This window comes from Ruminococcus sp. OA3, assembly GCF_022440845.1.
Classification (GTDB): domain Bacteria; phylum Bacillota; class Clostridia; order Lachnospirales; family Lachnospiraceae; genus Ruminococcus_G.
The window spans coordinates 2,086,216-2,107,785 of the sequence record NZ_JAKNTO010000001.1; the positions used below are offsets into that span (position 1 = coordinate 2,086,216).

Annotated in this window: 21 protein-coding genes and 1 tRNA gene; 20 read left to right on the forward strand and 2 right to left on the reverse strand. The window is 47.3% G+C overall.

Features of this window, described 5'->3' with window-relative positions; genetic code table 11:
• Positions 1-23: 23 nt before the first annotated feature.
• Entirely contained in the window at positions 24-2,225 is a 2,202-nt protein-coding gene (locus MCG98_RS09445) for a DNA topoisomerase III (protein ID WP_240301749.1), read from the reverse strand.
• Between the two features lie 183 nt (positions 2,226-2,408).
• Between MCG98_RS09445 and MCG98_RS09450 the strand changes: the two genes are divergently transcribed.
• From MCG98_RS09450 to MCG98_RS09460, 3 genes are read left to right on the forward strand one after another with little or no spacing between them, the layout of a single operon-like run.
• Entirely contained in the window at positions 2,409-2,987 is a 579-nt protein-coding gene (locus tag MCG98_RS09450) for a DUF3793 family protein (protein ID WP_240301750.1), read from the forward strand.
• Between the two features lie 28 nt (positions 2,988-3,015).
• Positions 3,016-3,462 carry a flavodoxin gene (locus MCG98_RS09455; RefSeq protein WP_240301751.1) on the forward strand — a complete coding sequence of 149 codons (447 nt, stop codon included), beginning with the start codon at positions 3,016-3,018 and terminating at the stop codon, positions 3,460-3,462.
• Between the two features lie 16 nt (positions 3,463-3,478).
• Positions 3,479-3,760, forward strand: coding sequence for a DUF2325 domain-containing protein (locus MCG98_RS09460; RefSeq protein WP_028527326.1), 282 nt, complete (start codon positions 3,479-3,481; stop codon positions 3,758-3,760).
• A 14-nt stretch (positions 3,761-3,774) separates the two neighbouring features.
• On the opposite strand, the gene MCG98_RS09465 is transcribed toward MCG98_RS09460, so the two are convergent.
• Entirely contained in the window at positions 3,775-4,155 is a 381-nt protein-coding gene (locus MCG98_RS09465; protein WP_240301752.1) for a metal-dependent transcriptional regulator, read from the reverse strand.
• Positions 4,156-4,430: 275 nt separating this feature from the next.
• Here MCG98_RS09465 and MCG98_RS09470 point away from each other — a divergent pair, with 275 nt between their 5' ends.
• The 17 genes from MCG98_RS09470 (at position 4,431) to MCG98_RS09550 (ending at position 21,555) form a co-directional block, all read left to right on the forward strand.
• Positions 4,431-4,643 (forward strand): FeoA family protein, encoded by a 213-nt coding sequence (locus MCG98_RS09470; RefSeq protein WP_345891638.1) that lies wholly within the window; start codon positions 4,431-4,433, stop codon positions 4,641-4,643.
• Positions 4,644-4,672: 29 nt separating this feature from the next.
• Positions 4,673-4,894, forward strand: coding sequence for a FeoA family protein (locus tag MCG98_RS09475; protein WP_240301753.1), 222 nt, complete (start codon positions 4,673-4,675; stop codon positions 4,892-4,894).
• Between the two features lie 119 nt (positions 4,895-5,013).
• Entirely contained in the window at positions 5,014-7,194 is a 2,181-nt protein-coding gene (gene feoB, locus MCG98_RS09480) for a ferrous iron transport protein B (RefSeq protein ID WP_240301754.1), read from the forward strand.
• 21 nt (positions 7,195-7,215) lie between these two features.
• A complete protein-coding gene (locus MCG98_RS09485) occupies positions 7,216-7,392 on the forward strand; it encodes a FeoB-associated Cys-rich membrane protein (protein WP_240301755.1) in 177 nt (58 codons plus the stop codon).
• A 20-nt stretch (positions 7,393-7,412) separates the two neighbouring features.
• Positions 7,413-7,796 (forward strand): transcriptional repressor, encoded by a 384-nt coding sequence (locus tag MCG98_RS09490; RefSeq protein WP_240301756.1) that lies wholly within the window; start codon positions 7,413-7,415, stop codon positions 7,794-7,796.
• A gap of 95 nt (positions 7,797-7,891) precedes the next feature.
• Positions 7,892-8,656 (forward strand): nitroreductase family protein, encoded by a 765-nt coding sequence (locus MCG98_RS09495; RefSeq protein ID WP_240301757.1) that lies wholly within the window; start codon positions 7,892-7,894, stop codon positions 8,654-8,656.
• 56 nt (positions 8,657-8,712) lie between these two features.
• Positions 8,713-8,785 (forward strand) — tRNA-Gly (locus tag MCG98_RS09500).
• 84 nt (positions 8,786-8,869) lie between these two features.
• On the forward strand, positions 8,870-9,829 hold the full coding sequence (locus MCG98_RS09505; RefSeq protein ID WP_240301758.1) for an SH3 domain-containing protein: 960 nt from the start codon (positions 8,870-8,872) through the stop codon (positions 9,827-9,829).
• Between the two features lie 63 nt (positions 9,830-9,892).
• Positions 9,893-10,204 (forward strand): hypothetical protein, encoded by a 312-nt coding sequence (locus MCG98_RS09510; RefSeq protein ID WP_240301759.1) that lies wholly within the window; start codon positions 9,893-9,895, stop codon positions 10,202-10,204.
• Between the two features lie 98 nt (positions 10,205-10,302).
• Positions 10,303-11,127, forward strand: coding sequence for a purine-nucleoside phosphorylase (locus tag MCG98_RS09515; protein WP_240301760.1), 825 nt, complete (start codon positions 10,303-10,305; stop codon positions 11,125-11,127).
• A gap of 26 nt (positions 11,128-11,153) precedes the next feature.
• Positions 11,154-12,092 carry an alpha/beta hydrolase gene (locus MCG98_RS09520; protein ID WP_240301761.1) on the forward strand — a complete coding sequence of 313 codons (939 nt, stop codon included), beginning with the start codon at positions 11,154-11,156 and terminating at the stop codon, positions 12,090-12,092.
• Entirely contained in the window at positions 12,089-13,564 is a 1,476-nt protein-coding gene (malQ, locus tag MCG98_RS09525) for a 4-alpha-glucanotransferase (RefSeq protein WP_240301762.1), read from the forward strand. Before MCG98_RS09520 ends, malQ begins: the two co-directional genes overlap by 4 nt.
• A 17-nt stretch (positions 13,565-13,581) precedes the next feature.
• A complete protein-coding gene (locus MCG98_RS09530; RefSeq protein WP_240301763.1) occupies positions 13,582-15,318 on the forward strand; it encodes an ABC transporter ATP-binding protein in 1,737 nt (578 codons plus the stop codon).
• Entirely contained in the window at positions 15,315-17,054 is a 1,740-nt protein-coding gene (locus tag MCG98_RS09535; protein ID WP_240301764.1) for an ABC transporter ATP-binding protein, read from the forward strand. Before MCG98_RS09530 ends, MCG98_RS09535 begins: the two co-directional genes overlap by 4 nt.
• A 266-nt stretch (positions 17,055-17,320) precedes the next feature.
• Complete coding sequence (locus tag MCG98_RS09540; protein WP_240301765.1) at positions 17,321-17,869, forward strand: MurR/RpiR family transcriptional regulator; 549 nt, start codon at positions 17,321-17,323, stop codon at positions 17,867-17,869.
• A 272-nt stretch (positions 17,870-18,141) separates the two neighbouring features.
• Positions 18,142-18,909, forward strand: a complete 768-nt coding sequence (locus tag MCG98_RS09545) for an ABC transporter ATP-binding protein (protein ID WP_240301766.1) — start codon at positions 18,142-18,144, stop codon at positions 18,907-18,909.
• A gap of 12 nt (positions 18,910-18,921) precedes the next feature.
• A complete protein-coding gene (locus tag MCG98_RS09550) occupies positions 18,922-21,555 on the forward strand; it encodes an extracellular solute-binding protein (protein ID WP_240301767.1) in 2,634 nt (877 codons plus the stop codon).
• Positions 21,556-21,570: the final 15 nt, after the last annotated feature.

Consider the following 21,570-nt stretch of genomic DNA (forward strand, 5'->3'; position numbering starts at 1 on the left):
TCCGCCGCCATGAATTTCACAGATTACTCATCGATCTTCAGATTTGCAAAGGCAGATGCGAAAGGATTGTTGATCGGAACTTCCGCTTCTTTCTGTTGCTGTTTCAGATAGCGCTGGACGTCTTTTTTGTTGACGCCGGCGCCTTCTTTTTCCCGGCGGTTTTTGAACGCGGACAGCTTTTCCCTGTAACCGCACGGACAGATGAAAGTGTCCTCACCGCTCTTTACGTAGAGCTCCATCTTCTTATGACATTTCGGACAGCGCGCGTTGCTGGTGCGTGAGATCGTCTCCCGGTGACCGCATTCCCTGTCCTGGCAGACCAGCATCCGGCTGTTCTTGCCGTTGACTGCCAGCATGCGTTTTCCGCATTCAGGGCATTTTGTATTCGTCAGGTTATCATGCCGGAAGGTTCCGTCGGCGGCCTTGATCTCCTGAATGATATCTACCGTGTAAGCATTGATGTCGTTTAAAAAAGTTTCTTTCTTCAGACTGCCTTTGGCGATCCGGGAAAGGCGCATCTCCCAGTCGGCTGTCAGCTCCGGTTTTTTCAGGTCCTCCGGTACCAATTTCAGCAGCTGCCTGGCTTTGGAGGTGACAAAGATATCTTTACCTCTCTTTTCCATCAGGAAACTGTTGAACAGTTTATCGATAATGTCGGCACGGGTGGCAACTGTCCCGAGTCCGCCCGTCTCGCCCAGTGTTTTCGCCGCTTTCGCATCCCGGCTTTCCATATACTTCACAGGATTTTCCATTGCGGACAGCAGAGTGGCTTCGTTGAACGGTGCCGGGGGCTTCGTTTTTCCAGAAGTCACTGAAATATTCTGGATGGGATAAACTTCTCCTTTTGTAAGGGAGGGAAGAGTCTGATCTGTTAAAACTGATTCCGGTGCCTCATCCTCGTCTTCCTCGTTAAACTGATTTTCGTAGACTGCCTTCCAGCCGGATGATATTACTATTTTTCCTTTTGCTGTGAAATGTTCTCCGCAGGCTTCTGCTGACAGAGTTGTCTGCTCGAATTCAAAAGGCGGATAGAGTACTGCCAGGAAACGGCGCACTACAAGATTATATATTTTCTTCTCTTCATTCGTCATATGTTCCATCTGAACAAACTGCTCGGTCGGTATAATGGCGTGATGGTCGCTTACTTTTTTGTCATTGACAAAGGAAGCATTTGTGGCAAGCGGTTTCATGATCAGACTGCCGGCCAGCTTTTTGTACGGGCCTACAGAGCATGCCCGCAGGCGGTCTTTCAGGGTACCGACCACGTCGGTGCCGATATAGCGGGAATCTGTCCTCGGATATGTCAGTACCTTGTGGTTTTCATACAGGCGCTGCATGATGTTCAGAGTCTCTTTGGCGGAGAATCCAAACTGGCGGTTGGCATCACGCTGCAGTTCCGTCAGATCATACAGACCGGGTGCATACGTTTTTTTGGCGGACTTTTCAACAGAAGTTACCGTCAGCTTACCCTCCTTGATTTTTTGGGCGATCGTATCAATCCGTTCTTTGGAGAACGTCCGGAAACTTCCGCTTTTCATATCCTGCCATGACCATTTCACCTTGCCGGACAACAGACTGAGACAATAGTATTCTTCGGGTTTAAAGCTGCGTATTTCTTCCTCCCTCTTTGCGATCATTGCGAGAGTCGGGGTCTGGACACGGCCGCAGGAGAGCTGGGCGTTATATTTGCAGGTGAGTGCCCTGGTTGCGTTGATTCCGACAAGCCAGTCGGCTTCAGCACGGCTGACAGCAGCGGCGTACAGATTGTCATACTCCCTCCCGTCTTTCAGGTGGGCGAAGCCGTCTCTGATCGCCTTGTCTGTGACTGAGGATATCCAGAGTCGTTTGATGGGTTTGCGGCAGCCGGATTTCTCCAGAATCCATCTGGCGACGAGTTCCCCCTCCCGTCCGGCATCTGTGGCGATGATGATATCATTCACATCCTGGCGGAACAACAGAGTTTTCACAGCGTTGTACTGTTTGGCAGTCTGCCTGATGACGACCAGCTCCATCTTCTTTGGCATCATGGGAAGCGCGTCCAGTTTCCATTCCTTATATTTCTTATCATAATCCTCCGGATCAGCGAGCGTGACAAGATGCCCAAGGGCCCAGGTTACGATATACCGGGAGCCTTCCAGCGCACCGTTTAACTTTTTCTGGCAGTGAAGGACACGTGCGATGTCTCTTGCCACCGAAGGTTTTTCTGCTATTACTAATGATTTCATTGATTCCTCCATAAAGTGCTGCGTTATTCATACAAGGATTAACATAGCATACTTTGCACAGACTGGCAATCGCTATACGGTGTTTTTTATCAATAAGAAATATTGACATATGGTGTATAAGCGGTTATGATATCCATAAGTTAGTTGAAGCTAACTAATGGAATTGCCAGGAGGTAACATATCATGCATAACTGGATGACAGAGAGTATTGAGATTCAGATCGCAAGGCAGTGCGCTCCGGTTCTGGCAGGCGTGAAACCATCCAATATTCTGATCCTTGAAGACGGTAATATTGCTGAAATCACCCGGATGCTGGATGGAACACCGGTGGGCTGCCGCCTGTTGTCAGGCGGGGGAGGAAATTCTGTATGGCTTTTATATCGCAGAGAAAGTCTGGAGAAGATATTGACAGATAAACCAAAGATGGAATTTCTGAGGTGTTTCGGATATCGGTACCAGGATGTGGAGGAAGCACTCTGGCTGCTCGGGCGACGATTTCAGTCCTACAAACAGAAAAGCATGGAATTTCCGCATGAGATGGGAATCTTCCTGGGATATCCTCTTGGCGATGTCAAAGGCTTTATCCGGCATCGCGGCCGGGATTTTCTGTACTGCGGGTACTGGAAAGTCTACGAGAATGAAGCAGAGGCACGCAAACTGTTTTCTGTGTATACGAGTGTAAAACAGCAGATGCTGAGAGAACTGTATCAGGGAAAACATGTATGGCAAATGATACCGAATCATGCCGCAATGGCAGTGTAAAATTGAAAGAAATAAGGAGGAACATATCATGAATCAGGTAGTTGTAGCATATTGGAGCGGAACAGGAAACACACAGGAGATGGCAGAGCTGATCGGACAGGGAGTGCGTGATGCAGGACAGTCCGTGAGTGTGATACCTGTGGAAGAGATGAAAGCCGCAGATTTGAAAGAATACCAGGTCTTCGCACTTGGCTGCCCGTCGATGGGTGCGGAGGAACTGGAAGAAACCATCATGGAACCTTTTGTAGATGAGGTTGAAGGATTTGCAGGAGGCAAAAAGATCGCATTGTTCGGCTCTTATGGATGGGGTGATGGTGAATGGATGCGCAATTGGGTTACGCGGATGGAGAATGCAGGGGCATCGGTATACGGAGGAGAGGATGCGATCTGCGTGGAGGCGCCGGACGACCAGGCAAAAGAGATGTGCCTGAATCTGGGAAGACAGCTTGCCGGTCTTGTGGGAAAGGCAGCATAATACGGAGGGAATAACTATGAGTGTTGTGATCGTGGGCGGTCATGACCGTATGGTCTGCTATTACAAAAAAATCTGTAAACAGTATCGGTGCAAAGCAAAAGTATTTACTCAGATGCCGGCAGATCTGAATAAAAAGATCGGCACGCCGGATCTGCTGGTGCTGTTTACGAATACAGTATCGCATAAGATGGTGAAGTGTGCGATGGAGGAGGCGAAAAGAAATGAGATCCCGGTAGTTCGCTGCCACACAAGCAGTAAAGCGGCGCTGACAGACATTCTGGAAAAGCAGTGCGTATAAAACGAAAAAGGGGATCATTCCCCTTTTTTTAAACCGTGTATCGCATGAGTCTTGATGGCCTCAAAACTCTCTGCGCTGATAACATGCTCGATACGGCATGCATCATCTATTGCAGTCTCTTTGGATACGCCAAGGTGTACCAGCCAATCCGACAGCATGGTATGACGCTCATACATTGTGGTGGCAATCTCACGTCCTGCATCAGTCAAAGTGATAAAGCCGTCTTTATCCATTTCAATATAACCATTTTCCCGCAGGTTTTTCATAGCCACACTGATACTGGGTTTTGAATAATGAAGCTCATTTACGATATCGATCGAACGCACTTCCGGTTTTTGTCTGCTCAGCATATAAATAGTTTCCAGATAATTCTCTGCAGATTCCTGTATTTTCACTTCAATCTCTCCTTGCTACCTTTACTAATAATTGAATTATGGTCTTTAATTACAGTTGTATATAGCATAACATAGAAACAAAAAAATATCAAAGGATAAGCGGGGGATTGCCTTTTAAAAAAAGAAAAAGTTGGAAATAGGGTATTGACATTTTAGTTAGTTGGTGCTAATCTTTAAGTGGTTAGAAAATGCTAACTATCGAGAAAGTTTCTCGGCTTACTGAGAATCTTTCCTGACATGGATGAATTATATTATCGTTAGGAAAAGGAGTGAAGATGATGCCTTTAACATTGGCGAAAACAGGCGAAATTAATTCCATCAAGCGTATTGGCGGAAAAGACGAGGTAAAACGTTTTCTCGAGAATCTCGGGTTCGTAGTAGGCAGTTCTGTAACTGTGGTGTCGGAGAACAACGGGAATGTGATTGTGAATGTGAAAGAGTCCCGTGTCGCGATCAGTCGGGAAATGGCAAATAAGATTATGATATAAAATGAGTGGGAAAGGAGACATCATAGGTTATGAACACATTAAAAGATGTAAAATGCGGGCAGACGGTTTCCGTTGTAAGGCTCCATGGTGAAGGCGCCGTCAAACGCCGGATCATGGATATGGGCATTACAAAAGGAACAGAGGTATTTGTTCGGAAGGTAGCCCCGCTGGGTGACCCGGTGGAAGTCAATGTGCGCGGGTATGAACTGTCACTGCGGAAAGCGGATGCACAGATGATTGAAGTGCAGTAAGACGTGATGCGGCAGAGTGAACTCTGTATTTTTTTAAGATAAATAGTTAGATCTGTCTAACTATTTTTAAAGACGAGAAGTTAGGAAAGACTAATAAATATTAAGGAGGAGAACAGCATATGTCAGTTAAAATAGCGCTTGCGGGAAACCCGAACAGCGGTAAAACAACACTGTTTAATGCGTTGACCGGATCGAATCAATTCGTGGGAAACTGGCCTGGCGTAACAGTAGAGAAAAAGGAAGGAAAATTAAAGGGTCAAAAAGATGTTGTGATTATGGACCTTCCGGGAATCTACTCCCTGTCGCCGTATACGCTGGAAGAAGTGGTTGCAAGAAACTATCTGATCGGAGAGCGTCCGGATGCAATATTAAATATTGTGGATGGAACAAATCTGGAGAGAAATCTCTATCTCACAACACAGCTCATGGAACTGGGAATACCGGTAATTATGGCAATCAACATGATCGATGTGGTGCGCAAAAAGGGAGATCAGATCGATATCCGAAAACTTTCAAATGAACTGGGATGTGAGGTCGTAGAGATTTCTGCACTGAAAGGTGACGGTGTGAAAAATGCGGCTGAAAAGGCAGTGCGTCTCGCGCAGGACCAAAATGCCAAACCGCCCATTCACACATTTGGAGAAGAGACAGAGACGGCGCTGGAAGAGATTCAGACACGGCTCGGCTCTGACATTCCCGCTGAACAGAAACGTTTTTACGCGGTGAAACTGTTTGAACGGGATGATAAGATAACGGAACAAATGTCAAATGTGCCGGATGTCGAAAATATCATCCTCGATACGGAACGTGTGATGGAGGATGATGCAGAGAGTATCATTACGAATGAACGTTACATATATATTGCATCTGTAATTAAAAAGTGTTATGTAAAAAAGAACAGAGAAAAACTGACGATGTCGGATAAGATTGACCGGATTGTCACAAATCGTTTCCTGGCGATTCCGATCTTTGCGGTGGTCATGTATCTCGTCTATTTTGTATCTGTTACGACAGTGGGAACCTGGGCGACTGACTGGGCAAATGACGGAGTGTTTGGCGAAGGCTGGAGTTTATTTGGACTTCAGATTCCGGGTATACCAGGCGTTGTGAGTGATCTGCTGACATCCATTGGCTGTGCAGACTGGCTGCAGGGACTGATCGTAGACGGAATCATCGGCGGTGTCGGAGCGGTGCTTGGTTTTGTTCCGCAGATGCTGGTACTGTTTATCTTCCTGGCATTCCTGGAGGCATGCGGATACATGGCGCGTATCGCATTTATCATGGACCGTATCTTCCGCAGATTCGGACTTTCCGGAAAATCGTTTATTCCGATGCTGATCGGAACCGGCTGCGGTGTTCCGGGTGTCATGGCTTCCAGAACAATTGAAAATGACCGTGACAGAAAGATGACGATTATGACAACGACATTTATTCCGTGTGGTGCAAAGCTGCCGATCATCGCATTGATCGCTGGTGCACTGTTCGGAGGAGCTTCCTGGGTGGCACCGAGCGCTTACTTTGTGGGCATAGCGGCAATCATCTGTTCTGGAATTATTTTAAAGAAGACAAAAATGTTTGTAGGTGATCCTGCACCGTTCGTTATGGAGCTTCCTGCATATCATCTGCCGACTGTTGGGAATGTATTGCGCAGCATGTGGGAGCGCGGATGGTCTTTCATTAAAAAGGCGGGAACGATTATTCTGTTATCGACAATCTTTATCTGGTTTACTTCCAATTTCGGAATCGTAGATGGTAAACTGGGAATGGTTGAAGACTTAAGCGACGGTTTTCTGGCTGCGATTGGTTCGGTATTTGCATGGCTGTTTAAACCTCTGGGATGGGGCAACTGGCAGGCGGCTGTTGCAGCGATCACGGGTCTTGTTGCCAAAGAGAATGTTGTCGGTACGTTTGGCATTCTGTACGGTTTTGCAGAAGTAGCGGAGGACGGTGCGGAAGTCTGGGGAACACTCTCAGCAAGCTTTACTGCGGCCGCAGCGTATTCTTTCCTGGTATTCAACCTTCTGTGTGCGCCTTGTTTTGCAGCGATCGGAGCGATCAAACGTGAGATGAACAGTGCGAAATGGACCTGGTTTGCGATCGGCTATCAGACAATTTTCGCATATGCGGTATCTCTGTGCGTATACCAGATCTGGAACTGTATTGCGGGAGGGGGATTTACCATTGGAACGGCAGTTGCGATCCTGCTCATCATCGGATTTATCTACCTGCTTTTCAGACCGTATAAAGAGAGCAAGACATTGAACATATCTTTGAAAGGTATGAAGAAGGCAAAAGCCTGAGTTTAAGAAAGAAGGGGTAATATGCTCGGATTTATCACAAATAACCTGGCAACAATCATCATAGGACTTATCTTACTGGGCATTATCCTGTTGGTCGTGCGCAGCATCCGCAGGGATAAAAAGGCTGGCAAATCCTGCGGTAGCTGCAAAGGGTGTTCAGGCGCATCGATATGTCACTCGAATAAAAAGGTCAGGTAAAACAGGAAGGCGGGAAGACAATGTGGACACAGGAAGAAATCATTCAGGAACTGCATAAGCGGGGAAAACGGGTGACTCAGCAGCGCCGGGAACTGATTGAAATTATTCTGGAAACAGACTGGACTTCCAGCAAAGAAATTTACTATGAGGCCGTTCGACAGGGGCAGAACATTGGCATGGCGACTGTTTACCGGATGCTAAACGTGCTGGAGGAGATCGGCGCGGTCGACCGCAGAAGCTATCAGATGGTGAATGAGGATAAGGAACCTGTTTCCATCATACTTCATCCGGGGAAAACAGATGAGAAAAACAAAGATCTCTGCCAGAAGATAGAAAGTGTTCTGCGGGAAAATGGCTGCCTGGAAGACCAGGAGTTTAGTATAGTCATTCGTGTTGAATCATAAATTTTATTGTTTGTTGTGAAAAAATTCATAAATATCATCTTGAAATAAATGAAAGATATGTTACAATAATATTACAAAATAATAAGGGTGATATTATGAATTTATATGAGGCAGTATATGCCAGAAAATCTGTGCGCAGCTTTGCACAGGACGTAGTCAGCGCAAAAGTGCTGGATGGAATTAAAAAATTTTACCAGGAAGTAGAGGGTTTATTTACCGGTATCGAGACCGATCTGGTTATCGTAGATAAGCGGAAAGACAATAAAAGCGGTATCGGCCTGGCGAGTGTCAGGGCCCCCTACTATCTTGCTTTATATACGACAGAGCAGGAAAAATGTATGATGAATGCCGGATATATTATGCAGCAGATGGTTCTTTACCTCTGTAGTCATGGGCTGGGGAGCTGCTACGTCGGCATGAAGGTTATGAAGCCGTCCATGAGAAAGAAAAATGATAAGTCACTTGTCTGCCTTGTGGCGTTCGGAAAGAGCAAAGGGGGATATACGCGCAAAATATCGGAAGCGAAAAGGCTGGAACTGAAAGAGCTCTGCGTCTATAAGGAGAAGCCAAGGCTTTGGATGAATCAGCTGCTGGAGGCAGGGAGGCTTGCGCCGTCCAGTATGAATTCACAGCCGTGGAGATTTGTCGTGTATGATAACAGGATCCATGTTTTTTCTAAACGGCATAAGTCAAATCAGCTGGGAAAATATACAGAGCTGAATTTTGGTATTCTGTTCAGCAATATGATGGCGGTGGCGGAAGAACTCTGGCTTGATGTCGATCTGATCCGGCTGGAGGGAATCAGCCAGAAAACATTTCCGAACAGTCAGTATGTTTTAAGTGTAATTTTAAGGGCATAAAGTGTTGACAAGTAATGGGATTTATAGTATATTATAAATCGGTCAGTAAATGACAGGCGCGAGTGGCTCAGTTGGTGGAGCGCGACCTTGCCAAGGTCGAGGCCGCGGGTTCGAGTCCCGTCTCGCGCTCTTACGTTGAGAGTCTTGGAATACGCAGGTTGCGGATTTCAGGGCTTTTTGTTTTTAATTATAGCAGTAGAGAGGAGAGTATTTATGATGAGACGAAGTAGGAATTTTCTGTTGGCAGTCCTGATGATTGGATGCATGGCTGCATTCGTTACCGGCTGTAAGGATAAAGAGGAAGGCACAGCTTCTGTTACAACGGCGGAACCTCAGAAATATGTATCCAAAGATGAAAATATGGTGATCTATCTGCCGGATGATACCTGGTCGACAGACGAAGAGAGCAGTGACCTGCATATTTTTACTTCTGTGGACGGGCTGATCATGATTTCACATACGGCGAATGCAGGGGAGGAGATGTTCCCGGAAGAAGAACAGGACCTGAAAAAAATTCTGGATGCGGAAGGATATATAAGTGAAGGATATGAGGTGGAAGAATTTGAAAAAAATCAGATTTCTTCCATGAAATCTTATAAAGCGGTGATCCGTTATACGGATAAAAAATCGACTTATACGTACGGTGTGCTCTATGGAACGATTCTGGGAGACGATGTCTATCTCGCGAGTGCCATGGTTCTCAGTGATGACAAACCGACCCTGGAGGGGATCAAAAAGGCTGTATATGGTTTCGAATGGACACCGGATGAGGTGGTGCAGCCTGAGGAGACAAAGGCGGCAGATGATGAGATTGTGACACCGGAGGTGACAAAAGAAATAACGCCGGAAGCTACATCTGAGCCGACACCTGAGGCAACGCCGGAGACAACACCGGTACCGACACCTGAGGCAACGCCGGAGCCGACGCAGGAAGCGCCGCAGGAAGCAACACCGGAGCCCGCGCCTGTTTCGCCGGAAGATGTGACAGCGCTCAGCAGGGACGGCGTGTGCAGTTCACCTGCCTATGTGAGGACCGGACCGAATACGGCGAGCGCGATTCTGGGCAGTCTGGAGCAGGGGGATACCGTTACCATCACCGGTGAAATCAGAAACTGGTATCAGATTTCTTATCAGGGATCTACGGCGTACATCTGTAAAGACTATATGCAGTAGACAGAAAAATAAAATTGTGCTATATTTAAGAAATATATATATACATTACAAAGGAGACGTACGATGGTAGCAACTTCTATATTATTCAGCAGGTCATTTGAAATTTTCCTGATTGTTGCACTGGCTGTCATTACAGTATTGCTGTTTACAGGAAATGGATCATTTATGCTGAAGTCCAGGAACTCAACGAAGACCAGAACTCCGGAAGAAGAAAAGAAGATGGGAAGACAGCTGAGTTATGTGACCGGAATCTGGCTGCTGGCCGAATTCCTGCTGTTGTTTTTCGGTAATTCTGCAATTGCCAGTATCATTTATATCGTAGTAATTGTAATTTCTATGATCATACTGGTGAAATTTTTTAAGAATAATGGATAAAAGAAATCCGGGGATAGTGGGAAAGTTAATTTCCTCTGTCCCTGATTTTATCTGTAATTTCAAATACGCCCCGGCGTATTCAAGTGGAGGAGGCAGCGATGCAAAAGGAGTATGAGCGTTTAAGACAATGTGTGGAATTCATACAAAAACAGGTGGATTTCAAACCGAAAGCGGCGGTTGTTCTGGGTAGCGGTCTTGGCAGCTTTGCGGAGGCGATCGATGTATGTGCAGTTTTACCGTACTGCGATATTCCCGGTTTTCCAACATCGAGCGTACCGGGACATGCGGGACGGTTTGTGTTCGGATATGTGGGCAGTCTTCCTGTGGTTGTGATGCAGGGAAGGGTACACTATTATGAGGGATATTCGATTCAGGATGTGGTGCTGCCAATCCGTGTGATGAAGCTTCTGGGTGCAGATACCCTGCTGCTCACCAACGCGGCGGGCGGACTGAACACGGAGTACGAAGGCGGCAACCTGATGCTGATCACGGATCAGATCGCGTCCTTTGTACCATCTGTACTGCGGGGAGAAAATATAGAAGAACTCGGAGAGCGTTTTCCGGATATGAGTGAAATATATGACAGGACATTGGGAAATCTGGTAAAAGAATGCGCTGATGAGCTGGGAATTGCGCTGAAGGAAGGGGTCTATATTCAGCTTCCGGGGCCAAACTATGAGTCCCCGCAGGAAGTGAAGATGTGCAGGCTTCTGGGTGCGGATGCAGTTGGTATGAGTACGGCATGTGAAGCTGTCGCCGCCAACCATATGGGGATGAAAATCTGCGGGATTTCCTGTATTACGAATCTTGCATGCGGCTTGACAGACAGGCCGCTCTCCCATCAGGAGGTGCAGGAGGTATCTGGACGTGTTACCGATACATTTCAGAAGCTGGTGCGTACTGTACTGGAACGACTGGGATGATGGAGATAACGAAGGGAGAATGAGTCATGGGAATGGAAGTACGAAAAGTACGGTCAGGGACAGACGGACTTTTGCTGGATGTGCTGATAGGCGAACCCTCCGGAATACCGCAGGGGATTGTGCAGATATGTCACGGAATGAGTGAGCACAAGGAGCGTTACCTTCCTTTTATGGAATATCTGAATCATCAGGGATTTATTGCAGTGATACATGACCACCGCGGACACGGAAACAGTGTGAAACGGAAAGAGGACCTCGGCTATATGTACGGGAGCGGGGGACGGGCGCTGGCTGAAGATGCGTATCAGATTACGGCGCTCTGCAAAAAAAGATATCCGGGTCTTCCATTGGTCCTGTTCGGACACAGCATGGGTTCGCTGGTAGCGCGCGCGTATACCAAACAGTACGACATTGAGCTGGATATGCTGATCCTCTCAGGGTCGCCTTCAGCAAATTCGGCACTGGGTCTGGGAAAATGCGTGGCTCACGCAGAAAAGTTTATATTTGGAGACCGTCATAAGAGCCGTCTGATCGAATTTCTTTCTTTCGGGGGGTTTGCAGGACGGTTTGCGGGGGAAAAGAACAGGTATGCGTGGATCTGTTCTGATAAAGACGTTTATCTGGAATATGAACGTTCTCCGGAGTGTGGATTTGTATTTACAGATGATGCATATCTTGCACTGTTTGAACTGATGAGTGAAGTGTATTCTGAAAAAGGCTGGAATTGCAGGAAGCCGGATCTGCCGATCCTTTTTATCGGAGGGGCGGATGATCCATGCATTGGGAATGTCAGGAAATTTAAAAAAGCTCTGATGTCGATGCGCCTGGCGGGATACCGGAATGTGAAGGGAAAATTATATCCGGGGATGCGCCATGAAATTTTAAATGAAGGAAATAAGCAGAAAGTCTTTTCGGACGTCTGCAAATACATGAAAAAACAGTTGCGGAATGGAGAAAACAGATGAGAAGTAGTGGTATTTTGCTGCCGGTTGCATCTTTGCCGTCGAAATACGGCATCGGCAGTTTTTCGAAGGAAGCGTATGAATTTGTAGATCAGCTTGAGAGGGCAGGACAGAAAATCTGGCAGATCCTGCCGCTCGGACCGACAGGGTACGGGGATTCTCCGTATCAGTCTTTTTCTACGTACGCCGGCAACCCGTATTTTATCAATCTCGAGACACTGATCGAGGAAGGGCTTCTGACGGATGAGGAGTGTGATGCGTTTACCTATGGAACCCATCCGGCATATATAGACTATGACAAAGTGTTTGATGCACGCAATGTTCTGCTGCGTAAAGCGTATGAGCGTTTTGTTCCGGATGATAATTTCGGTGAGTTTACGAGGAGCAATGGATATTGGCTGGAAGATTATGCGCTGTACATGGCGATCAAAGACAGCCGCGATGGCAGGAGCTGGACGGAATGGGAGGAAGAACTGAGGGATCGCCAGCCGAGTGCGATTCAGGCAATACGTGAAGAGCTTGCATTTGAAATACAGTATTATCGGTTCAAACAGTATAAATTTTATACGCAGTGGGATAAGCTAAAACGATATGCTAATAATAAAGGTATTCAGATCATTGGAGATATGCCGATCTATGTAGCTTTTGACAGCTCAGATGCATGGGCGAATCCCCTTTTGTTTCAGTTTGATGAGCACAATCAGCCGGTAGCTGTAGCAGGCTGTCCGCCGGATTATTTTGCTCCGAAAGGACAGCTCTGGGGTAACCCGCTGTACAGCTGGGAATATCACAGGGAGACAGGATACAGCTGGTGGGTACAGCGGATGCAGCACAGTCTGCGCCTGTATGATGTGGTCCGTGTCGATCATTTCCGCGGTTTTGACGAATATTATTCTGTCCCCTTTGGAAATGAGACAGCAGAATTCGGACACTGGGAAAAAGGTCCAGGTCTGGAACTGTTCCATGCACTCAGGGAAAAAGTGGAAAATCTGAGTGTCATCGCAGAAGATCTGGGATTTTTGACAGACAGTGTCCTGCAGCTTGTCAAGGATACCGGTTACCCGGGAATGAAGGTGCTGGAGTTTGCTTTTGATGACGGGGCGGACTGTCTTTATCTGCCGCATAATTTTATACAGAACAGCATCGTGTATACGGGAACGCATGATAATGATACGCTTGCAGGATGGATCGCTTCTATGGGAGAGCATACCAGAAACTATACGAAGGCGTATCTGGATCTGGAAGATGATGATACTGAAAAAATGGTCTGGGCGCTGATTCGCCTGGCTCTCGGCAGTGTTGCCGAGAGAGCAGTCATTCCAATGCAGGATTATCTCTGTCTGGGAACAGAGGCCAGGATCAATGTGCCGTCCACACTGGGGAACAACTGGAAGTGGAGACTGCAAAAAGAGCAGTTTACAGATGAACTGGCTGATAAGATCCGCAGTGTCAGCGCCGTATATGGAAGACTGTAAAGAATAGGATGACAGCTATGGGAAAGTTAGTAAAATACCTGAGGCATTATAAACTGCAGGCGATCGTGGGTCCGCTTTTTAAGATGCTGGAGGCCAGTTTTGAGCTGGTCGTACCGGTTGTGATGGCAGGTATCATTGACATCGGTATCAAGACGGGAAATCAGGGGTACATCTGGAAGATGTGTCTGGTGCTGGTAGGACTGGGAGCGCTGGGGCTGACCTGTTCCCTGACAGCACAGTATTTTGCGGCAAAGGCAGCTCTTGGATTTGCTACAGAACTGCGCACAGATCTGTTTGCCCATATCAACCGTTTTTCCTACCAGGAACTGGATGCGATCGGAACCTCGACTTTGATCACGAGAATGACAAGTGATGTGAATCAGGTGCAGAATGGAGTAAATCTGCTTCTGCGTCTGTTTTCGCGTGCGCCGTTTATCGTCATTGGTGCAGTCGTTATGGCATTTACAATCAGTCCGCGCCTGACGCTGATTTTTCTGGCAGCGATCCCACTGATCGGATTTGCCATATTTCTGGCCGTCAGGCTGACGATTCCGATATACCGGAAGGCACAGAATATACTGGATCGGGTTGTGCTCCTGACAAGGGAAAACTATGTGGGTTCACGTGTGGTGCGCGCTTTTTCAAGACAGGATGAGGAGGTCCGGCAGTTTCAGGGAACGACGGAACATCTGAAAAAAACGCAGCTTACGGCAGGACGCATCTCGGCAATGATGAACCCCGCAACTTATGTGCTGGTCAATCTTGCGATCCTATGTATTCTGCTGGCTGGAAGCCGGGAAGTGTACAGAGGAAGCATCACACAGGGCGAGGTGATCGCGCTGGTAAATTACATGATGCAGATACTGCTGGCACTTGTTGCACTGGCAAATCTGATCGTAACCGTAATGAGGGCCAGTGCGAGTGCTGTGCGCGTGAATGAAGTGTTTGCATTCAGCGCGACCATGACGGATTCAGAAAATAAAAAGCAGACCGGGAAAACAGACGGTCCCCGGGTTGTATTTGATCACGTGACCTTTACGTACCACCATGCAAAAGAGCCGTCGCTCATGGATATTTCATTTGAGGCCGAAAAAGGTGAGACCATTGGGATCATCGGAGGTACTGGTTCCGGAAAATCAACACTGGTTCAGCTGATTCCGAGATTTTATGACTGCGGGGAAGGCAGCGTGCTGGTGGACGGCATTGATGTGAAAAAATATCCGTTCTCTCAGCTCAGGAAAAAAATCGGTATCGTGCCACAGCGGGCCATGCTTTTTGCGGGGACGATTCGGGAGAACCTGAGCTGGGGAAAAGAAGATGCCACGCAGCAGGAGATGGATGATGCACTGGAAACAGCACAGGCAAAAGAATTTGTCTATGGAAAACCGGAAGGGCTGGATACTGTGGTGGCAGCGGGCGGCAGAAATTTTTCCGGTGGTCAGAGGCAGCGGCTTACGATCGCCAGAGCATTCGTCGGAAAGCCCGGTATTCTGATACTGGATGACAGCGCATCGGCGCTTGATTTTGCTACAGATGCGGCGCTTCGGAGTGCCATCCGCCGGGATACGGGGAATGCCACGGTTTTTCTGGTATCGCAGAGAGCTGCCACCGTTAAGAATGCGGACTGTATCCTGGTACTGGATGACGGAAAAATGGTTGGAAAGGGGAAACATCAGGAGCTGTTAAAAACGTGTGATGTCTACCGGGAGATTTGTCTGTCACAGTTTTCAAAGGAGGAGGTGGCAGGGTTATGACGAGCAGAGAAACGGCGAAAAGAGTCCTGGCACTGATCCGGCCGTATGGGGCCTGGATTGTCCTGACACTGATACTGGCGACCGTGACTGTGATGACAACGCTTTATGCGCCTGTTCTGATCGGAAACGGAGTGGATTATCTGATCGGAAAAGACAATGTAGTGTTTTCCGGCCTGACAGCCATCGTGGTAAAACTGGCTGTCATTGTGGCGGTGACTGCACTTTCGCAGTGGCTGATGGGACTGGTGACAAATCACATCACATATGAGATCGTACAGGGGCTTCGCGATGATGCATTCGTCCATATGCAGAAGCTTCCTTTTGCATATCTCGACCGGAATCAGCCGGGAGACATGATCAGCCGCATCTCCACAGATGTAGACCAGTTCGCGGACGGACTTTTGATGGGATTTACACAGTTGTTTACTGGTGTTATGACGATCATCGCAACCTTTGGCTTTATGCTTTCGATCAATGTTAAGATAACGGCCGTTGTCGTTGTGATCACACCGCTTTCATTTTTTGTGGCAAATTTTATCGCAAAAAGAACATTTGCCATGTTTCGTGAACAATCGGAGGCGCGGGGAACCCTCACGTCGCTGGTGGAGGAAATGGTCGGCAATCAGAAAGTGGTAAAGGCATTTTCTTACGAGGAACGTGCGGAGGAACGGTTTGACAAAATCAATCAGCATCTGAACAGGTGCGGGGTGAGAGCAACCTTTTTTTCATCCATCACGAATCCTTCAACCAGATTTATCAACAGCCTTGTCTATACGGGAGTCGGGATCTTCGGCGCGCTATCGGCGATTAAAGGGAATCTGTCCGTCGGACAGTTGTCCTGCTTTCTAAACTATGCCAACCAGTATACGAAGCCGTTCAATGAGATTTCCGGTGTGATCACAGAGCTTCAGAACGCACTCGCATCGGCACGGCGGATTTTTGAACTGATGGATGAGCCGGCCGAGGCGCCGGACGCGCCGGATGCTGCGGTGCTTGATCCGGCAGACGGTACGGTTGTATTTGAACATGCGGCCTTCTCATACCGGCCGGATGTACCTCTGATCACGGACTTGAACCTGTCTGTACGTCCGGGGCAACGGATCGCCATCGTCGGACCGACTGGATGCGGGAAGACGACGCTGATAAATCTTCTGATGCGTTTTTATGACATTCAGGGCGGGGAACTCAGAGTCAGCGGATACCCGATCAATGAAATCACCCGCGGCAGCCTGCGCAGTAATTTTGGAATGGTGCTGCAGGATACCTGGCTGAAGTCCGGTACGATTCTGGAAAATATTGCATACGGAAAACCTGAAGCGACGAGAGCACAGGTGATAGAGGCGGCGAAACGGGCACATGCACATAGTTTCATAAAAAGAATGAAAGACGGATATGACACCTATGTGACGGAGGAGGGAGGCAGCATCTCGCAGGGACAGAAGCAGCTGTTGTGCATAGCACGCGTCATGCTGATGGACCCGACCATGCTGATTTTAGATGAAGCCACCTCATCGATTGACACAATGACAGAGATCCGGATTCAGAAGGCGTTCGAGGAGCTGATGAAGGGACGTACCAGTTTTATCGTGGCACACCGGCTCTCGACAATCAAGACGGCAGATATGATACTCGTGATGAAGGACGGTAAAATCATCGAGACAGGGGATCATGAGACACTGCTGGAGAAAGCCGGGAGCTATGCGAAGTTGTACAGGAGTCAGTTTGCGGGCTCCTGAAACTGAAAAACGCCGTGCAGTGATTTGTAAATCCTGCACGGCGTTTTTCAATCCTCATAAAACTGGAACCCAATCCCCCATGAGACTTTTGCTATCCGAATCGATTTCCTGTTTTCACATTTTATGCGGTTATTAAAAGAGACTGGCGATGAATAGATAAACTTTACAAAGATTTTACGCAGGATGGTAACAGCAAAATGAGAGAATTGATATAATGAAAAAAACGGCATATATGTAGAAAAATTACAGGGAGATATACATAAAAAATGAAGACGAAAAATCATGTGCTGCACAGTATCGAAAAAGGGTACCAGGATTTGCGTCCGTCAGAAAAAAAGGCGGCAGATTATATAACGGATCATCTGGAAGAAGTCCGGAAACTGTCGCTGGATAAACTGGCAAAGAGCTGTAAAGTAAGTCAGCCTACCATTCTCAGAATGTTAAAGGCTCTGGGATATGAGGGATACAAAGCATTCCAATATGACATTGTGGAGGGGATGGCCGGTGTGGAAAACGAAGAAAACACTGTTCAGGCTATATACGGATACCATATTTCTGAACATGACGGTACGGCGGATATCCCGGAAAAGATTGTCGCAACCACTTCCGGTATAATTGAGCGGAATCTTAAATGCATTTCGGTAAAGACTTTTCAAAAGGCGGTGGAGGCTATCATAAATGCGAGGATAATCGATATCTACAGTGTAGAAAACTCGAATACGACAGCAAATGATCTGATGACGAAGCTTTTGTATCTGGGGCTGAACTGCAGGCACTTTGATGATAATTATCTACGCTGCTGGTTGTGGATATGATCTATATGGGCATCATAGCAGCTGACTATAAAAAGTATGTCAGGCAGCTGGACCGCAGCAGCAAAATCATACGGGGCAAGGCATATAAACAGGGAAGTGGAAAATTGAAACAGTAGAAGTTGTGTAGAAATACTACACAATTTTTTTTATTGCATTTACATTTTCTTTACAAAGAATTGAGCTGAACTTGATAGTCAGCGAAAATCCATGCTGATATAATGACGGCATTCCAGTTGAAGAATGAGTGGAAAGAAAAGGAGAATGATTCAGGTATGCTCGAATTAAAACATGTAAAAAAATCTTATGATAAGGTGACCATATTGGAAGATATCAGCATGGAGGTTGCAGACGGTGAGATCGTATCGATTCTGGGACCGTCGGGGTGCGGAAAGACGACACTGTTAAATCTGATTCTCGGTATCACAGATGCAGATGAAGGAACGCTTTTGTTTAATGGAGAAGATATCACACATGTTCCCATGGAGCAGCGCGGTTTTAATATTGTATTTCAGGATTATGCATTGTTTCCGAATTACAATGTATACAAAAACATTACATACGGACTGAGAAACAAACCAAATGTATCTACGAAAGAAGAGGTAGATGAACTGATTTCCCTGCTGGAGCTGGGAGAACATCTGGGAAAGAAGATCGATCAGCTGTCGGGCGGCCAGAAACAGAGGGTAGCACTCGCACGGACGATGGTGATGAAGCCGAAGATCCTGCTGATGGATGAGCCTTTGAGCGCGCTGGACGGTGTGATCAAGGAATCCATCAAGGACAGGATCAGGATGATTGCCAAAGAATTTGACCTGACGACCATTATTGTGACGCATGACCCGGAGGAAGCGCTGACGCTGTCTGACCGTGTGATGATTGTCAATGAGGGAGCGATCTCCCAGTACGGAAAACCGGAAGAGATCATTAAGGCGCCGAAAAACAGTTTTGTAAAGACCTTTATCCTGAATCAGCTCGAGATCAAAAAAAACAATATTTATTCCCTGTTTTCTGTCCAGAGCAATCCTGCGCAGGCTTTTTAGCGGGGGAACGTCATGCAGAAAACAAAGAGACGGGAACTGAAAATTATTTTTACGGTGCTGACGGTTATCTTTCTGGTTTTTCTGGCAGTGCCGATTGCAAGGCTTCTGCTGAAATCATTTCTGGCGGATTCGGGAGTGGGGGTCAGCAACTATCAATCGGTGTTAATGAAGAAAGGCTTTTTGACGGCACTCGGAAACAGTTTTCTGGTGTCTTCCGTGAGTGCGGTGCTGACGACGGGGCTTGCCTTTATCCTTGCCTACACGGTGCATTATACCAATCTGGGCAGAAGATATAAAAAACTGATCGAACGGGTTGCAGTGCTGCCGATGCTGCTGCCCACCATCACATATGGTTTCGCTATCATCTATTCTTTTGGAAAGCAGGGGCTGTTAAGCCGTCTGTTCGGGAGACAGTTGTTTGAGATCTACGGATTTAACGGACTTCTGCTGGGCTACGTCATCTATACTTTGCCAATTTCTTTTATGCTCCTTAATAACACGATGGGGTATATCGACAAAAAATTTATGGTTGTTTCCAGAATCATGAATGATTCGGCGTTTCGGACGTTCAGTGTCACCGTCCTGCGTCCGATGCTCGGGACATTGGCGGCATCTTTTATACAGACCTTTTTTCTGTGCTTTACGGATTTTGGGATTCCGGCATCTGTAGGCGGCGAATTTCACGTAATTTCAAGTGTACTGTACAGCGAAATGCTGGGAAGTGTGCCGGATTTTGGCAGAGGCGCGGTGGTTGCACTGGTGATGCTGATACCATCTGTCGTAAGCATTGCGGTGCTGCGTTTCCTTGAAAAGTACAATATCCGTTACAACAGAATATCCGAAATTGAACTCAAACGAAGCGGGATCAGAGATACAGTATTTGCAGCTGTGAGTGCGGTCATCATGCTCAGCGTACTATCGGTCTTTGCGGTTATTTTTGTGATACCGTTCGTGGAAGACTGGCCGTATTATACGAATTTTACGCTGGAACATTTTAAAACAGTATTCTCAGACAGTGCGCTGTCAGGTGTATATACAAACTCTGTTGTGGTAGCCTTGATCACTGCGGCAGCGGGGACGCTGATATCTTACGGGGCGGCGCTCATCACGGCCAGAAGCACACTGGGTAAAAAGACGAAAGGCATCATCGAGGGTATCGCACTGGTGACAAATACCATTCCGGGCATGGTTCTGGGGCTCGCTTATCTGTTTAGCTTCTCAGGAAGTTTTATGCAGAATACTTTTGGAATTCTCATTGTATGCAACGTGGTACATTTTTTCTCGACACCGTATCTGATGATGAAGAATTCGCTGGTGAAAATGAATGCATCCTGGGAGACGACAGCGATGCTGATGGGGGACAGCTGGACCAAAACAGTAGTGAGGGTGGTGACGCCGAATGCTCTGTCTACACTGCTGGAGGTCTTCAGCTATTACTTTGTCAATGCAATGGTGACGATCAGTGCTGTGATCTTTATCGCGGGAGCCAGAACCATGGTCATCACAACGAAAATCAAAGAACTGCAGTATTACAATAAATTCAACGAGATATTTGTGCTGTCACTGCTGATACTGCTGACTAATGCCGCCGGCAAATGGCTGTTCGGCAGACTTGCAAAATCCACAGAAAATAAGGAGAATCTGAAAATGTTTAAATTTACGAGACGGAAAAAGGCTATGGCGGGAATGCTCACACTGGTACTTGGCGTATCAGTACTGTCGATGACGGGCTGCGGGAGGTCCGATGATGATCAGGTGGTCATCTATTCCAATGCGGACGACGAAGCGGTAGAGTGTATGAAACATGCGCTGGACAAAAATGGATATGAGGGGCAATATATCCTGCAGACATTCGGGACCTCGGAGCTGGGAGGAAAACTGCTGGCGGAGGGGACAGACATTGAGTCTGATCTTGTAACCATGAGTACATTCTATATCGACAGTGCGAGTGAACAGAATCAGATGTTTATGGACCTGACCTTTGATGTGGGGACACTGGAGGAATATCCGACATACTGTGCTCCGATCACTGCGCAGGAAGGCACGATCATTCTCAACACGGAGATGATGGAGGAGAATGATCTGGCAGTGCCGGAGTCGATCAAAGACCTTGCCAAACCGGAGTATAAGGATATGATCTCTGTAACGGATATCTCATCCTCATCGACAGCCTGGCTGCTGATCCAGGCGCTGGTATCGGAGTACGGCGAGGATGGGGCAAAAGAAGTTCTGACAGGCATTTATGACAACGCCGGTCCGCATATAGAAGAATCGGGATCGGGACCGCTGAAAAAAGTACGTGCGGGAGAGGTTGCTATTGGTTTCGGACTGAGACAGCAGGCGGTTGCCGACAAAGAAGAGGGACTTCCGATTGATTTTGTAGATCCGAAAGAAGGAAACTTCTCACTGACAGAGTCAGTGGCGGTCGTGGACAAAGGCGATAAGACGAATCCAAAAGCGATGGAGATGGCGGAGTGTATTATTAAAAATGCCAGAGAAGAGCTGATCACATATTATCCGATCGCTATTTATGAAGGCGAGACGACAGACAGCCAGAACAAGTCAGGCAATCCGAAGGTATTCGACGAGAAGCTGACAGTTGCTCTCCTGAAAGAGCATCAGGAATTATCAGAGAGCTGCAAATAGACAATACGGGGAGAA